This window comes from Parapedobacter pyrenivorans, from assembly GCF_014636865.1.
GTDB classification, from domain to species: Bacteria; Bacteroidota; Bacteroidia; order Sphingobacteriales; family Sphingobacteriaceae; genus Parapedobacter; species Parapedobacter pyrenivorans.
Map to the genome: position 1 here is coordinate 1,648,729 of NZ_BMER01000001.1, position 16,785 is coordinate 1,665,513.

A 16,785-nucleotide genomic window follows, 5' to 3' on the forward strand; every position below is an offset into this window, starting at 1 on the left:
ACTTTTGGCGCTAATGAATTTCATAAAATGGAACAACAAGTAATCGGCAGAGTCGAAGAAATCGCTGTTTTGAACGAAACACTAACCAGTAACAGGGCCGAACTAGTGGCTATATACGGACGACGACGCATCGGGAAAACCTTCTTAGTTAGACAGTTCTTTGCGCGTTTCCTGAAATTTGAGTTATCCGGTAGTCAAAATGCCAACATGGAAACTCAACTATTCAACTTCGCTACCGTATTAGGTAAATCTATGAATTTAAACCTCATACCGAGGCCACCAGCCAATTGGTCAGAAGCGTTTATTATGCTGGGCAATTATATCGAACAGTTGAAAGGAAAGGACAAGAAAGTGATTTTCCTTGATGAGCTGCCATGGTTAGACTCCCTGCATTCAGGCTTCCTAAGTGCCTTTGATTACTTTTGGAATGCTTGGTGTACCAAACGAACTGATATCATCGTCGTCATATGCGGATCCGCTGCATCGTGGATGATCGAAAAAATATTGTTCAACAAGGGCGGTCTCCATAATCGCATCACCCGTCAGATCCGGTTATTGCCATTTACGCTCCGGGAGACTAAAGCATTTTTCCATCACAAAAGGGTTAAATTAAATGATTATCAGATTGCCGAGTTGTACATGACTATTGGCGGGGTACCCCATTACCTAGACCTAATCAGATCCGGCAAAAGTGCAACACAAAACATCGACGATCTTTGCTTTTCACCGCAAGGCATGCTACGTAACGAGTTCGAAAAGCTCTATAGCTCCCTTTATGACCAAGCAGACAACCATATCGCCATCATCCGCGCATTAAGTAAGCGCCGCAGTGGCTTGACCCGGAATGAAATCGTAGCGGACACCAAGCTAACCAGTGGTGGCTACCTCACCGGCATTTTAAGGGAACTGGAAGAAAGCGGTTTTATTACCGCCTACTTGCCCATCAATCGCAAATCAAAAGACGCTATTATCCGGCTCACCGATGAATATTCCTTATTCTACCTAAAGTTTATAGAGAAATCCAGAGCACAGCAAAAAGCTACTTGGGCACTATTGAGCACTAAGCCCACCTGGAAGGCGTGGAGTGGGTACGCTTTTGAAAACCTGTGCCTGAAACACGTGGAAAATATCAAAATGGCTTTACAAATTGGAAGTATATACTCGGAAGAAGCTACATGGTACGACAGACAGGCCGGTGCACAGATCGATCTGGTGATAGACCGTGCGGACCGGTGTGTAAATTTATGCGAAATTAAGTTTTCGGAGGCTGAATACACTATTAACGCGAAGTACGCCAAAGAGCTACACCACAAAATGCTGGCCTACAAAACTTCGTTAAAGTCAAAAAAAACTACGTTCACCACATTAATTACTACCTACGGTATAGCTAAGAATGAATACAAAGATCAATATGTCGATAGCGAGGTGACGCTTGCACAGTTATTTTAAAAATTAGCGCACACGATTGCGTCTCACGTTTTGAAAGAAAATTGAAAAAGTGATGCCGCTTTTGCTATTTTTTTCAAATAACTCTGTATTTTTGCTTCTCACCTTATACGTAATCCTTTATAATGGCAAGATTAAATTTACTGGAAGAAACACGCTTCGAGAAGGTACCCGTAAGTGTTTACTCCGACCCGACTGCGGCTTCACTGGCCGTGGCCAGGCGCATTGCCGACCTGATCCGCGGCAAAGAAGAAAAGGGTGAGCAGGCCATTCTTGGCCTTGCTACAGGTGCAACCCCTGTAAAAGTCTATGCAGAATTGGTACGCCTGCATCGGGAAGAAGGGCTGAGCTTTAGAAACGTGATCACCTTCAATCTCGACGAATATTATCCGATGCTACCCGATTCGGAGCAAAGCTATGTGACCTTTATGAACAGAAACCTGTTTGACCACGTAGATATCGATCGGGCCAACGTGCATATTCCGGATGGGACTTTGGCCATGGAAGACATCCACGATTATTGCTTGGCGTATGAGCAAAAAATTACCGCTTTAGGTGGACTCGACCTACAGGTGCTGGGTATCGGCCGTACCGGTCACATCGGGTTCAATGAACCGGGTTCGGCCCCCAATTCCGGTACGCGGTTGGTTACCCTCGACGATCTGACACGCCGTGATGCCTCGCGCGACTTCGGCGGTAAGGAGAATGTACCCACTAAAGCCATCACCATGGGCATTGGCACCATCTTCAAAGCCCGTGAAATCATTTTGATGGCATGGAACCAGAAAAAGGCTGAAATTGTCAAAAAGGCTATTGAGGGTGAAATATCTTCGGATGTACCGGCAACCTACCTGCAATTGTCGGAAAGTGTGGAGTTTGTGCTTGACGAAGATGCGGCATCGCAACTGACGCGCTTTGATACACCGTGGTTGGTGAAGGACTGTGTGTGGGATCGCAAAACGATCAAAAAGGCCGTGGTCTGGTTGTCGCAGACGCTCAATAAGCCTGTTCTTAAACTCACTGAAGACGACTACAATACCAACGGTATGGCTCAATTGGCTACCGAAAAAGGGCCTGTTTACCATATTAATATCGATATTTTTAACCAGCTTCAGCACACCATTACCGGATGGCCAGGCGGTAAACCGAATGCCGACGACAGCCAACGCCCGGAGCGCCGCGATCCGGCCAAGAAGCGCTCGATTATTTTTTCGCCGCATCCGGATGATGATGTGATATCCATGGGCGGCACGTTTATCCGCCTGGCCGATCAGGGGCACGAGGTGCATGTGGCCTATCAGACCTCCGGCAATACGGCGGTTTGGGATGATGATGCGCTGCGTTTCATTGAATTTGCTACAGATTTCGCCAAGTCGCAGGGGCTCGATACCCAGAAATTGGAAGTGCTCTATCGCGATGCACGCCAATTTATCACTGACAAGAAGCCCAACCAAATCGATACGGTGGAACTGCTTACGGTTAAGGGACTGATTCGCAAAGGGGAAGCCATTGCAGGTGCTCGTTTTGCCGGGCTACCGGATGAAAATATCCATTTCCAGAACCTGCCTTTTTATGATCGTGGGAAATTCAGCAAAATGCTTGATTATGAAGATGACATCCAGGCGACCATGGAATTGCTCCAACGGATTAAGCCCCAACAGATCTTTGCCGCAGGCGATTTTGCCGATCCGCACGGTACGCACAAGGTGTGTTTTGATATCATCCATCATGCCATGAAGCGCCTCCGCAAGACCGAAGCATGGACAAAGGATTGCTGGTTATGGCTTTACCGCGGGGCTTGGCATGAGTTCGAAATTCACGAAATTGAGATGGCCGTACCGCTCTCCCCCCAGGAGGTGTTGCGCAAGCGCCATGCGATATTCAAACACCAGTCTCAAAAAGATTTACCAGTATTCCCCGGTGATGATGCCCGCGAGTTTTGGGTGCGCGCTGAAGAGCGCACGCGTGAAACTGCGAGGCTGTATGACGGTCTTGGGATGGCCGAATATGAGGCCATTGAGGCGTTTGTACGCTGGAAATTTGAAGATGAGTAGATTTTAGGAAGACACATAGCCCATGGGTGAAACCGGGGCTGTGTGTTGTACTTACAAGTTCCGGTTGTTCATCAAACGAATAAACGTTTCCTTCTTTTTGGGCGAAATCATCACCGGAAAATCATCGCTCATCACCGCATAGCCACCGTCCGTTTTCAACATCCGTTTTATTTGATTGAGGTTGATGATGTGGGAGTTGTGGATGCGCATGAATTGATGATGGCCTGTCAACAATAACTCGTATTCCTTAAGGTTTTTGCTCACCATTACGTGCCGCCCATCGGTTAGGTAAAACGTGGAGTAGGCACCGGCTGCCTCGATCCGGATGATATCTTTCAACGGAACAAATTCAAGTTCATTGGCCAGTGACAGGGTAAGTGTTGGTTGGCCGCGGTGCTGCAATTCATTCAGGTTTTGAATCAATGCAGCCAACATAAGCTGATGGCTTTCTGCCGATCTGCCCAATACTTTCCTTACTGCCTCTTTCAATTCATCGATATCAATCGGCTTAAGCAGGTAATCGGCTGCGCTGAACTTGATCGCCCTGATTGCATAATGGTCATAGGCCGTCGTGAAGATTACCGCAGGGCTCAAGTCATCCAATTGCTGGAGGATTTCGAAGCCCGTTCCGGTTTGTAGTTCGATATCCAGAAAGAGTAGCTGCGGTTTGTGCTGTCTGATCAGTGTCGCTGCCTCTTGGACGGTGCCGGCCAGTGCTACCACCTCGATTTCCGGACAATGTGCCTTGATGAGATCGTATAGCAACTCCCTGCTCCGTGGCTCATCTTCGACGATTATTGCGTTCTGCATTGGGGATATTAATAATCTAGTACAATTGGGTTTTGAGCGCGCGAGTTGATGAGTATATGCAGGGTCACATTTGTGCCCGCTGGTTTCCCCTCAGGCGTCACTAAATCAGCCACGGCCACGGTTATCCTGCCGGATACTTCATCGTTCAAAATTTGGATACGATCTTTCAGCAATCGCTTGTAAGGTGTAGTTTCATTGGCGTCGCGCTGTTTCGTTCGTTCTTTGGCTGATTCCCTACCACATCCATTGTCGGTGATGTTGCATACTAAATGGGGGAACTCATATCGGAATGTGATCCTGATTTCCCCGTGCCGATCCAAGTTGAGAATGCCATGGTACAGGGCGTTTTCGACGTAATGATAAATAATGAGCGGAGGCAGGCCGGATAAATCTGACGGTATCCCTTCTTCTGTTTCGATGGCGTAATCAAATTTCCCGGCGAATCTCATTTTTTCGAGCTCCAAGTAAAGCCTTAGGAATTTCTCTTCCTGTGTCAATGAGATTTCGGGGACGTTCGCCTGAGCCAGTAATTCGCGGATGAACCGCGAAAAGCGCGATACGTAGCCGAGTGAGGTAGCCGTATCACCCTTATTGATGTAATATTGGAGATCGTTTAACGAGTTGAATACGAAGTGGGGGTTTATTTGAGCCTGCAGTACGCGCATATGCAATTTTCGGTTTATCCGTTCGATGTCCCGATGTTGCTTTCCGATGACCGTATTACGCTGGGTGAGTAGCTTGGTGAGGCGGGTTTTCATCCGATACCTGTTGTACATCAACACCGCTATCCCGATGGCGACGACGATCAACAGCATACTCACATAACGAAGGATTTGATCGCGTTCGGCGGCCAGCAAGCTGTTTGCAAGCCGTTGTGATACGATTTCGCGCTCCTTGGTGAGCAGCTCGAGTTCAGCGTCGCGTTGTCCATCCGGAGAGGCTCCGGGGCCCTCCATGATGATTGGTCCGATTTGACTGCCCAGGTACTTGGAAAGAAAACCGCTCACCAGCCGTTTGCATTCAAAACTCTGGAAGTATTCATCTACAATGGGCTGCCAATCGCTATTTATGGGAAATATGCCCGCCAATCCGGGTCTTTCCGTCGCAAATAGATGCTGCCTTTTCACTTTGATTCCTTTCTGCAGGCTTACCACGTACACCGTCAGCGGAACATATCCAAAGGCATCTCTTTCTGCCGCGATTCGTTCTAAGATTTGGTAGTCGTCATATTTACGGGATACAGGAATTGCATATCCACGTATAAGGGAGTCCATATCTTGCTCCATAGCGGTATAGCGCATGGTGTATCCGCGTAGGTGGGGGATTGTGTCTCGAAATGCCGCTTCGTTGGTAAATAAAGGCATCCGATCGTTGGTAACCAGTACATTGATATCTGGCATATATGGCGGGGTAAACTGCACTTCCTGCTTTCTTTCCGGCGTGATGGAGAAAAACGACCATCCAAATACGCCGCCTTCTGACGTATTGCGTATCTGGTTGTAAATGCCGTCGAAACTTCTTGCATTTTTCCACCGGATGGCAACCTTGTAGTCATAGGTTTTGTTTATCCAACGGACGAACGACTCCATCAATTCGTATTCGACACCCTGCAGTTTGCCGTTGTCGTCTTCAAAAATATAGGGATCGATGTCATACCATAGCGCAGTGACGGTACCACCTTTGTTTTCCTGTATAGTTGCCCAGCTATCCGATTCTTGTGCAGCGGCCACGCCCATGCCCAAAAACCAGGCGATGGATAGTATCCGTATAAATGGTTTGATACCGTTCATGAACACATTGGCTTCTTGCGCTAAGGTAACAAAAAGTCGTTAAATAATTGTTGATTTCCCGGCGAGCATCTTTTTATAGTCTTTCGGGTTGATGGGTTTAAAGAACTCGTAGATGAAATTCTTTGAGGCCCTGGTGCGAAGACCAAGGTCTTTCATCAGTTCGTCGAGATGCTGGTAATTGAAAGGAGCTACGCAAAGACCACTGAACTCAGCCGCAATCGGTCGTTCCTCGCATCGCCATCTTTCCATCAGCCGCATATCACGCAGCATATCTTCCACCGGCGGAAGGATAAGCTCACCGGATACCGTGGCCGCCAGCCAGTGAGCAGCCACTTCAGAAGTGAGTGTGGTAAACAGGCTCGAGTTGAAACCCACAAATCCCATCTGCGGCAAGTCGGGGTGTAAAATATTCCGGTAAAGGCTATACATTCCGGAAGCCGTGGTAATCATTTCCTGGTATTGCACTTGGAGAAATGGTAGTCGTTGTTTGAAACCTGTGCCAAATACGACCACATCGGGCCGTATTACCTGCCCGTTTTTGAGCACCACATCCCGACCTTCAAACCGTTCTATTTCCGTGCAAATACCGCGTATTTTTCCCGTAGCTATTTTGCTATAAAAATCCACCGGTTCTACGCCGAGGCTACAGCTGATTTGGTCTTCGATGCGGTGCGTGGGCAGCATATTGCACTTTTTCAGGCCAAATTGCTTTTTTAACAACAGCTCAAGCATGCGCCAGTGCAACCATACGAAAGGTTTACCTACGGAATGCAATACCTGTTGAAGCGCCGTTTTTTTACGGGCATTGAAGAACGCTTCGGAAAAGCGAGAGAACAACAGGTACTTCATGTTGATGCTGTTGCCGAAATAGCGAGGAACTTTCCACTGGGCCCTACGGTAAATGAGTGTACAGCTTTTGCTTACATCAGCGGCTGTGGTAGCGATATCGGTGGCGGATTTCGCAAAGCCCACCACCACGACATCCTTGCCAGCCAATTGATCGGCCGCCGATAGGTTGGATGAATGCAGCAGTATACCACCGGCATCCGTGTAGGAATTCCTACCCGGTATTTCAGGAACATGGGGCTCATGAAAGGTCCCGGTACAGATGACCACATAAGCAAAGGAAATGGACTCGCCCCCTTCCAGGTTAACAATCCAGTTGAAACCATCGTAGTACATGGTTTTTACGGTCATGCCAAACCGGATGTGCTGCATGATACCGAAATGAATAGCGTAGTTTTTTAAGTACGCTTGTACCTGTTCGCCGGTAGGCCACAATGGGTAATGTTTTGGCATTGGAAAATCCGAAAATGCATATTCATCACGGGTAGTCTGGGTGGTAACACCCGCATATGAGCGGCTTTTGTGCCACACGCCACCCAACCCGTCCGACTTTTCCAACACCGTTACCTGATGGCCTTTCTGCAGGAAGGCCTTTGCTGTGGTGAGACCGCTTATGCCGGCCCCGATGATACCAATATGCTTCATTTGGTTAATGATTAAAAATTATGAATATTTTTTTCGATAATTGCCTTAAATTCACTTATTTTACGCTGGCCGTTAGCACAGCTATGACTACCTATTTACTCATCTTCATCGGCACTTTACTGATAACCGCTTGCGGTTTTCTTTGGTATTTCAAAAAGAGAAATGCGCTCCTGCAGGCCGTTTTCCAGCAACGCGTAGCAGAGTTGGAGGATACAGTTTGGCGTTTGCAGATGAACCCCCATTTCCTGAATAACTGTTTGAATAGCCTCAACAGCATGATCCATAGGGATGACAAGGAATCAGCGGCCAGATACCTGACCAGCCTTTCCCGGCTGGTACGTAGGTTGCTGGAGCATTCGGAAGAAGCCACCATAACCCTTGCCGATGAGCTCGATACGGTGCGGCAGTACATCCACATGGAGCAACTGCGTTTTGGCGACAAAATTGCCGTCGAAATCGCCGTTTCAGCAGAGATTGACCCCGAAAGCATCATCGTGCCTCCACTTTTTATCCAGCCTTTTGTTGAAAATGCGTTAATCCACGGATTACTCCCACGGCAGGCAAACGGCACCATCATCGTCGAATTTTTAATGACCGATGCGGTAACGCTAAGTTGCTCCATCACGGACAATGGTGTTGGCCGGGCACAATCGGAAAAGGATGCCTTGCCTGCTACCAATAAATCGCTGGGTATCGCAGTTACCTGCAAGCGCATTGCGGCTTTCAATAAAGCGTTTGGTCGTACATTGCCGTTTGCTATCCACGATTTGGTAGACGCCGACAAACAGAATGCCGGTACATCGGTGGCTATCCAGCTTGCATGGGTACCCGTTGAATAAGTGGCGTTCACGATGGTGTTTATTTGACGTTGACAAGTGCCCGGATCTTGCCGATCCCCGCACCGCTGTATTCCTGTAATGCCTTGCCAATCACCTGTCCTGGCCCTACCTTCGCTTTGTCGGCTTTCATGGCTACCCCGGGTGTGGATGAAGTGACCAGTAAATCTCCCCTTTTGATTGTACCGCCTTCCAGGCATACCTTGGTCGGTATAACACCGACTACTCCCATGGGTACTTTTTGCGAGATGTCTGTATCAATATCCTCTTCGGTCAGTAATACACCGGGTTTGGTAGCGTATACGCCCACCACAATATCCGAATAAGGTTCGGCCGACTTCGTTACTGTCCGATCCTCATCCATAGAAATGACCAGCACATCACCCGGCTCATATTGGGCGATGATTCCTTCCACATCGAATGCTTCGGCAATATCGGCACCGCCATTAATGGTCCCCCCATTGAAAAATCCGACACCCGCGGCACTAATCCGGGCGCGGTTGGCGCCGCCGCTACGGAAGACGGCGAGGTTGCCGGAGCCGGCAGAATTGATGCGAAATACATCGGTTGAATTTGCTGCGTTTGTTCGGGTTAGGGAGAGCAGACTTCCACTCCCGGTTCCGCCGTCACTCCCCTGGATAACGGTACCACTGCCAACACCGGAAGCAAAAAGCGCCGACCCATTATTAAATGCGCGAGTAAAAAGCGCATGGCCACCACCTTGGTGTTCGGCGTGTAATGCGGCTGTATTATTGCCAGCATTGGAGTTAACGAAAAGACCTGCACCGCCTGCACCACCAGACGCACGGCCGATAACCGCTGCATTCGGATTGGGCGTGGATGAATTGGTTTGTGCGAAAATTGCCGCACCGGCACTGTTGGGGTTGGTCAAACTGAAAAAGGCACCATTGCCAGATACGGATTGACTTTCTACACTGACTGCCGAACTGCTGTTTGCCGCAAGGGTATTGCGGACGCGAAGCACGGCATTCGTGGCTGCTCCAGCATTCTCGATTTCTACCACGGGCACGTTTCCCTGCGCTACAGCGCTAATGGCACGGCCATTGCCTTGATGTGTTGCGCGTAATGCCGTAGCACTGTTTGTTGCATTGCTGATAACGAAATTGCCGGCCCCGCCCCCTGCACCTGACGATCGGCCCGTTACGGCGGCATTGCTGTTGGGAATATTGACGGTTGTTTCGCCAGACACTGCTGACCCGATGCCGCCCATCACCCGGAAACGAGCTGCAGTGGCAAGTGTACTGTTTGTTTCGACCAAGAGGGTTTCGTTGCTGTTGGCTTGTACGGTATTGCGTAGGTAGAGTGCATTGGCCTCTGCGCCTCCCGAAGTAAAGAACTCCGCTACAGGCGCTGGCCCGGAACTTGTTGCGCGGATTGCAGTTCCATTGGCAGCGACAACATCGATTCCGCGGCCTGTACCCGTGCTTACGGATTCCACAAATAGGCTCGGTTCGTTGTTGGAATTGGTGGTGGATCGAAAGGAGGCGACCATGCCGGTACCTTGCTTGATGCCCTCGAAAACGGTGCCGGAATTGTTGTTGAAGCCTGAGATGGTGCTGCCCGAGGTCGACCGCGCGGCTATTGCAGCCCCGCCCCCCAGTGTTTCCACACGCAAGGTATTCGAATTGTTGTTGGTATTACTGGTACGGAAGAACCCCGCATGTCCACTGGTACCATTCGCCTGGCTCGATATGCTGGTGCCGGTTCCGTTGCCTGCTACGAGCAGCACGTCACCGCTGCCATTGGCGTCATTATGGAAATATGCGGCCTGTGAACTCTGGCTATTGGTTTGTACGCTGAGCGCTGGCACCGATGCGGCGATGTTGTTTATATTAAAACTACCCGCTGTCCCATTGCCTTCATTGGTGAGGTAGAATAAGGTGCTAGCTAGGTTTTCCGTGGCGGCGAAGGGTAGGGTAAATCCGTCGCCGGCCGCGATGCCTGGGACCCATTGTGAACCGTCAAATCGCAATACATCGTTGTTGGCCGGGGTCGCATCGGATATCGGTACCGTTTGTAGTTTGGTAACTATGGGATCGGGATAGGTGCCCGATAGATCGCCTCCCGCAGGACCTGCGAGTACACCATCGGCTCCCGCAGGACCGGGATCTCCTTGGTCACCCTTATCACCCTTTTCCCCTTGCGGTCCAGATGGACCTTGCGGTCCGGCAGCGCCGGTTTCACCCTGCGGCCCTTGTGGCCCTTCGGGTCCCTGTGGTCCGGCAATACCCGGCAGCCCCTGCTCACCAGCATCGCCCTTTTCGCCCTTTTCGCCCTGTGGTCCCGAAGGGCCTTGTGGCCCGGCAACACCCTGCGGTCCAGCGATGCCTTGCGGCCCCTGTGCCCCCACATCGCCTTTTTCACCTTGCTCACCTTGCGGTCCCGGAGGGCCATTCGGATCACCCTTTTCACCTTTTGGCCCCTGTGGTCCAACAGGACCTTGGAGGCCTGCGGGCCCCTGTGGTCCGGTCGCACCCGGTGTGCCGCCGCCCGATGCCGCATACAAGGCAAACGGTACACTCATCAGCTGGGTAGTGCCGAGATCGGCAAACATGCCGCCATCCAACGCGACTTCCACTTTCAGGTACTGATTGGTGTCTTGCCATGGAATTGCGGCAAAGGTTCCTTGGTCTACCTGCCCCTGTCCAATCCGTAAGGTGAATAGCCCGAGCTTGTTGGTAAGGAGCTCATGCGCTTCCCGGTATTGAACGTCGCCGGTAGCCGACCCACCAATGACGGATAGCCGCACCCGGATGTTTTTTTCGGCCAGTACGGTTCCATCCGTGTTTCGGGCCACGGCCTGGTAGTTGATGCCGTCTAGGCTCGATTGAGCGGCTACGCCCAGCCACAGGAATAGGATGGCTAATGTAATGGTTAATGGTTTTGCATTCATAGTCATGATTAGCTGTTGTATGATTCGATTAATTGTTGATGTTGAAACTTAAAGTAGCCTTGAATTCATTGCGCACGGTATATCGCCGGGCCATTGGCATGGTATAGCTCATATCCAGTTGGAAATCATTCACCCGCACACCCAGTCCGGTAGAAAGGTGTTGCCGATTGCCCTTATCCGGTGCTTCATGGAAATAGCCCGCGCGGAGGAAAAACTGCCGGTAATAGCTGAATTCAAACCCGCCGGCAACCGTAAACTCCGAAAGTTCCTCGCGGAATCCCCCCGGGGCGTCAAACAAGGACGTAAACAAGGCATCCGGTACGCTTCTATTGGGATCTCTGCCTCGTTCAATTTCGGTGGTTAGCTGCCCGTTTTCATCTTGTTTGTATGTTGGTGGGGTAGGGACCATCAATTTATTGATGTCTAGTAGCAGCGTAAGCCGATTATTCGGATCGTTGTAGAGGGCGTATCCTGTTCCTAAACGTAAATTCATGGGAAGAAAGCTTTCCTTGGAGTTGGTGTAGTTGATTTTGGTGCCGACATTGCTCAGGCTGATTCCCCATGCAAAGCGCTTTCCAAATTGATGGGATCGGAATAGTTCACGTTCGGAGTAAATGCTGATGTCTACTGCAAATGCGTTAGCATGATCCATTTCCAGGCCGTTATAATTACCGGCCCCCAATGCACTACGGATATACCGTGCGGTAAGCGCCATGGCGAAATATTCGCCCAATTTTCGGGCATAGCTGACGTCGAATGCAAATTCTGCAGGCTTATAAGTATCCAAGAGGTTACCCGTTTCGTCTCGAAAGGAAGCTTCACCTAGGTCGAGGTACTTAACCGACATCCCCAGTACCTCCCGATCATTCAATCTATGGTAAGCTGTAAGGTAGCTTAAGTGTTCATCGTCTACTAATTGCCGCATCCAGGGCGTATAGGATAGGCTGACGCCCATACGGTCGGCGAAGACTAATTTTGCCGCATTAGCATATAGCACATTGGCATCGGCCTCCAAACCCGTACTGGCTTCACCGACACCGGCATTGCGAGCATCAGGGCTCAGTAGGAGAAAGGACGCTCCGGTAGTCACAGTTCGAGTACGTTGCGCCACTGTTCGTTTCGTTGGAAGGGCTATTGCAACGAGCAGAGCCACAAAAATGCCGATGATTATTTTGGTGTTCATTACGTTGATTACTGAATGATTAATTTTTGCGTATATTTTTTGGATGAGTTTACCGATACAACAAGGTAGTACAGACCCGATGCATACTGCTCGAGTGGGATGCGGTACTCCAACTGACCGGCGGCGGCATCCCGATCTTCGCTGTATACGATCTGGCCAGCGTTGTTAACCAGTATAAACCGCACGCTACCCGGTACAACAAGGGTAAACCGGATGGTCGTATAGCTGATTGCCGGATTTGGGAATACGATAAAATCGGTTAAGTCAGGTAATTGCGGGATATGAGAACTTACCGTTACCTGGGGTTGTTGGAAGCCTTGGGTAAAGAGGAATGTCGGTTGCATCAACGTCGCGACCGCGGCCTCTCCAACCGTATATTGGAAGATCGTGTTGCCCGTCTGCCTGTCATATCCGGTACTACCGACCACTTGCCTTTCTAAAACGATTTCCTGTGCGCACAAGGATGTCGCTGATGCACCAAGTAAGATTGTACACAGCAGGCCAATGATGCCGCGACAGTTATCGATAGGTGTTGCTAAAAGAGTCATCATGCTGAATTTTTCGTTCGGGGGCCAAAACTAACGACAGGTAACCGCCGACTAACACCACACTTAATGAATGGACTTTCTGGATTGACGGAAAGCGGGTTTCAATTGATGGAGGTTTATAAACGTATGCTGTGCTGTTTAATGTTAAGCAACAACCCTGTTACAAAATCAAAATCAGTCCACCGATTGAACGGTGTCAAAAACACAGTTTTCGAACAATTGCACCACCTGAATCATACGGATGCCATGCAATAGCAGTCAACATTCGCGTATATTTGAAGATACACATCGTCGGTAACACACAGGGCATAAAGCCTTCCGACGATCAAGCTCACCAATTTATACTTATTAAATAAAAAGGTTCTTTATGAAACACATTTACGGGTTTTCAAACCAGATTATGATTGATGATGCCAATAGGTATCCCACCTAGCATCTTACCGATTGTAACAAAAAAGGCGATTTGTGAGTAGATTAATCGTCATTTGATTTTCGTCTATTTTATAACCAAAAAATGAACCAATGAGAATACAGTTAGCCAAATTGTTTTTAGTACTATTGCCGCTTTTTTGCGTACAGTACGGTCAATCGAAGCCCGGCATTACCTATCATAATGGCGCACTTCAGCGTGTCGTTACCGGTACGGTTAAAAGCGATGCTGGGTTTGCCCTAGAGGGCGTAACGGTGGTGATAAAGGACACCGGTACAGGAACGAGAACAGACGCCCAGGGTGCTTTTAGCCTCGCATTACCTGAAGAGGGTGCCACGTTAGTTTTTTCATCAACAGGATATAGTACGCAGGAAATTCAGGTAGATCAACGTTCCGTTATTGATGTAGTCTTAAAAGCGGACATCCAAGACCTCGATGAAGTCGTTGTAATTGGTTATGGCACGGCAAAAAGGAAGGACTTGACGGGAGCCGTTGCGTCAGTTCAAGCGGAAAAGCTCGAAACCCAGGCACCACGGTCTGTCCAAGATTTACTGCGAGCAAATGCTGCAGGTATGATTATCGGGCAGGGCAACACGGCAAAAGGAGATGCCTCATTGCTTATCCGGGGCAAAGGAACCCTCAAGGCTGGTAGTAGTCCGTTGCACGTTGTTGATGGTGTTATTTTCGACGGTGCGTTATCGGACATCAATCCAAACGACATCCAGTCCATCGATATTCTAAAAGATGCCAGTGCTTCGGCAGTTTACGGAGCCAAGGCAGCCAACGGCGTGGTGTTGATCACCACCAAAAAAGGGCAGGTAGGAAAGCCCCGGATTTCGTTCAACGGAAACCTCGGCATGGTTGAAAATGCCAATATGCCGCGCGTTATGACGGCCGAGGAGTTCCTCGTTTATCGGTATGATTATGAAATGGGACGGCGCACGGATGAATATCATCAGCAGTATCCAGAAATGTTTGTGGATCCACGCCAACTATCGGGCGTCAATCAACTGGACTGGTACAATTATGATTTCAAGGAAGAAGATAAAGTGACATCGGTCACCGACGATCAGCTCCTTCGGATGTGGCTTACCCGTCTGGAACTCAAAGCACCGGAAATCGATAACTATATGGCCAATCGCCTTACGGATTGGCAGGACCTCGTATTCCAGCAAGGTCTTCAACAAGATTATTCGGTCAGCATCTCAAATAAGACAGACAATGTCAATTACTACTGGTCCGTAAACCAAGTTGACCGTGAAGGCATCATCGTTGGTAATCGGTTTAAAAACCTGCGGTCCAGATTGAACCTGGAATCGACCATCACATCATTCCTCCGCGTAGGCGCTAACGCAAACTTTGCCACGCGCAACGAAGGGTTTTTGCAGGCAAACTGGGGGCAGTCGGCGGTTATTTCACCTTACGGATCAAACAACATCGGCGATCCCGAAAGTGAAGAAATCCTCAAACGCTTACCAACAGGTGACCCAACACCGCAAAACCCATTCTTTGACAATATGTACAGAGATCGCATCGATCGGTACAATACCTTAAATGCCTCTGTGTATGGAGTGATTTCGTTACCGTATGGTATCGAATTCCAAACCAATTTCACCCCGTCGTATGTTTGGCGCGAGTACTACAACCACGAATCCTCAGAAAATTATGAGTGGGCCAACCGTGGCGGAAATTCGGAGCGTACATTCGAGAAAACATATAACTGGCAAATCGATAACGTGCTGAGGTGGAATAAACGGTTCGATGTCCACAACTTTGAAGTGACCTTATTGCAGAATGCGGAAAAGGGGCAGTTTTGGAAAACCAAGGCGATGGCTTCCAACTATAGTCCGAGCGACATCTTAGGCTGGCATCGCCTGCAAGCTGGAGCGGTGCCTTTAAACGAAAGCGACGATACTTATCGTACAGGCGATGCACTGATGGCTCGGTTGTTTTACTCGTTGCATGATCGGTATATGCTGACCGCCTCCGTACGTCGCGACGGCTATTCGGCGTTTGGCGCCCAAAATCCACGGGCAACATTCCCGGCCTTAGCCTTTGCCTGGAATTTGTCCGAGGAGAAGTTCATGGAGAAAACCTCAAGCTGGTTGGATTATGGAAAGCTTCGCTTGTCGTGGGGACGTAACGGTAACCGTGATATCGGACAATACGAGGCCCTGTCGGACATGACGTCCGGTCTGCATCCGTATATCGACTCAAAAGGTAATATTTACCTTTATTCTCAGCTTTATGTCAACCGCATGGCCAATTTAGGACTGCGGTGGGAAAACAAGTCCTCATATAACCTGGGCATAGATTTCTCCTTGTTCAACAATAAGCTAGGGGGCGCAATAGATGTTTATACCTCCACCACCATGGATTTACTGGTAGATCGGGCACTCCCCGAAATTATCGGCTTCAATAGCGTGGCGGCGAACCTTGGCGAGTTGGAAAACAAAGGTTTTGAAGTGGCGTTGAACAGTCGGATTATTGAGCGAGAAAAATTCAATTGGAATGCGTCGGCCATCTTTATGCTCAATCGACGGGAAATCAAACACCTCTATGGCGATATGGTGGACATCAAGGACGCTAATGGCAATGTCATCGGTCAACGCGAAGCTGACGACATCAAGAATCGCTGGTTCATCGGCCAGGATCCGGATCGGGTATGGTCTTATGAGCGGATTGGCGTTTGGCAGGTCGGAGAGGAAGATGCGGCTAAGCCTTATGGTTTGCAACCCGGCGACTTCAAGTATAAAGATCAAGACGAAGACGGCGTGATGACCGACGAAGACCGGGTTTTCCAAAAATGGACGACACCTCGGTTCAGATGGTCGTTACGGAACGACTTCCGTTATGGCAATTTTGACTTTTCCTTTTTTGTTTATTCCAATTGGGGGCATTACGACACCTTTAATCGGGCCGCAAACAATGCGAATTTTGCCGACCGCGCCACGGATTACGTACAACCCCGGTGGACGCCGGATAACCCCATAAATGACTATGGCCGTATCGGTTCTAAAAACATCAGTAACAATTACGTCTCCCGGTCGTTTATCCGTCTTGACAACGTGTCGCTTTCTTATGCCGTGCCCAACACCTTCCTCCAGAGGTTTAATATCCAGAATTTACGAATATCGGCTACGGTACGTAACGTAGCGGTTTGGGCCCCCGATTGGACATTTGGCGATCCAGAGTCATACGATGACCCTGATTTGGGGGGTATGCCTACTCCAAGGACCTACAACATGAGTATCAATTTTTCGCTTTAACTTGAAAATACAAG

General features: G+C 49.3%; 10 protein-coding genes. 4 read left to right on the top strand and 6 right to left on the bottom strand.

Translation table 11 applies throughout. The features are described from left to right. Window positions 1-27: 27 nt before the first annotated feature. Together IEV98_RS06475 and nagB are read left to right on the top strand one after the other, a co-directional pair. A complete protein-coding gene (locus IEV98_RS06475) occupies window positions 28-1,449 on the top strand; it encodes an AAA family ATPase (protein ID WP_188505061.1) in 1,422 nt (473 codons plus the stop codon). A gap of 122 nt (window positions 1,450-1,571) precedes the next feature. Beyond that, entirely contained in the window at window positions 1,572-3,500 is a 1,929-nt protein-coding gene (gene nagB, locus IEV98_RS06480; protein WP_188505062.1) for a glucosamine-6-phosphate deaminase, read from the top strand. 51 nt (window positions 3,501-3,551) lie between these two features. Here nagB and IEV98_RS06485 read toward each other — a convergent pair whose 3' ends face one another. From IEV98_RS06485 to IEV98_RS06495, 3 genes are read right to left on the bottom strand one after another with little or no spacing between them, the layout of a single operon-like run. Next, complete coding sequence (locus IEV98_RS06485; protein ID WP_188505063.1) at window positions 3,552-4,310, bottom strand: LytR/AlgR family response regulator transcription factor; 759 nt, start codon at window positions 4,308-4,310, stop codon at window positions 3,552-3,554. Between the two features lie 8 nt (window positions 4,311-4,318). Then, a complete protein-coding gene (locus IEV98_RS06490) occupies window positions 4,319-6,100 on the bottom strand; it encodes a histidine kinase (protein ID WP_188505064.1) in 1,782 nt (593 codons plus the stop codon). Between the two features lie 39 nt (window positions 6,101-6,139). Continuing rightward, window positions 6,140-7,591 (bottom strand): flavin-containing monooxygenase, encoded by a 1,452-nt coding sequence (locus IEV98_RS06495; protein WP_188505065.1) that lies wholly within the window; start codon window positions 7,589-7,591, stop codon window positions 6,140-6,142. A gap of 20 nt (window positions 7,592-7,611) precedes the next feature. Between IEV98_RS06495 and IEV98_RS06500 the strand changes: the two genes are divergently transcribed. Beyond that, window positions 7,612-8,430 carry a sensor histidine kinase gene (locus tag IEV98_RS06500; RefSeq protein ID WP_188505066.1) on the top strand — a complete coding sequence of 273 codons (819 nt, stop codon included), beginning with the start codon at window positions 7,612-7,614 and terminating at the stop codon, window positions 8,428-8,430. A 19-nt stretch (window positions 8,431-8,449) separates the two neighbouring features. Here IEV98_RS06500 and IEV98_RS06505 read toward each other — a convergent pair whose 3' ends face one another. Genes IEV98_RS06505 through IEV98_RS06515 form a run of 3 tightly spaced genes read right to left on the bottom strand, consistent with a single transcriptional unit; the run spans window position 8,450 to window position 13,075 of the window. Then, complete coding sequence (locus IEV98_RS06505; protein ID WP_188505067.1) at window positions 8,450-11,347, bottom strand: collagen-like domain-containing protein; 2,898 nt, start codon at window positions 11,345-11,347, stop codon at window positions 8,450-8,452. A gap of 22 nt (window positions 11,348-11,369) precedes the next feature. After that, entirely contained in the window at window positions 11,370-12,524 is a 1,155-nt protein-coding gene (gene porV / locus IEV98_RS06510; protein ID WP_188505068.1) for a type IX secretion system outer membrane channel protein PorV, read from the bottom strand. Between the two features lie 8 nt (window positions 12,525-12,532). Continuing rightward, entirely contained in the window at window positions 12,533-13,075 is a 543-nt protein-coding gene (locus IEV98_RS06515) for a T9SS type A sorting domain-containing protein (protein WP_188505069.1), read from the bottom strand. A 519-nt stretch (window positions 13,076-13,594) separates the two neighbouring features. Here IEV98_RS06515 and IEV98_RS06520 point away from each other — a divergent pair. Then, window positions 13,595-16,771, top strand: coding sequence for a SusC/RagA family TonB-linked outer membrane protein (locus tag IEV98_RS06520; protein ID WP_188505070.1), 3,177 nt, complete (start codon window positions 13,595-13,597; stop codon window positions 16,769-16,771). Window positions 16,772-16,785 lie beyond the last annotated feature (14 nt).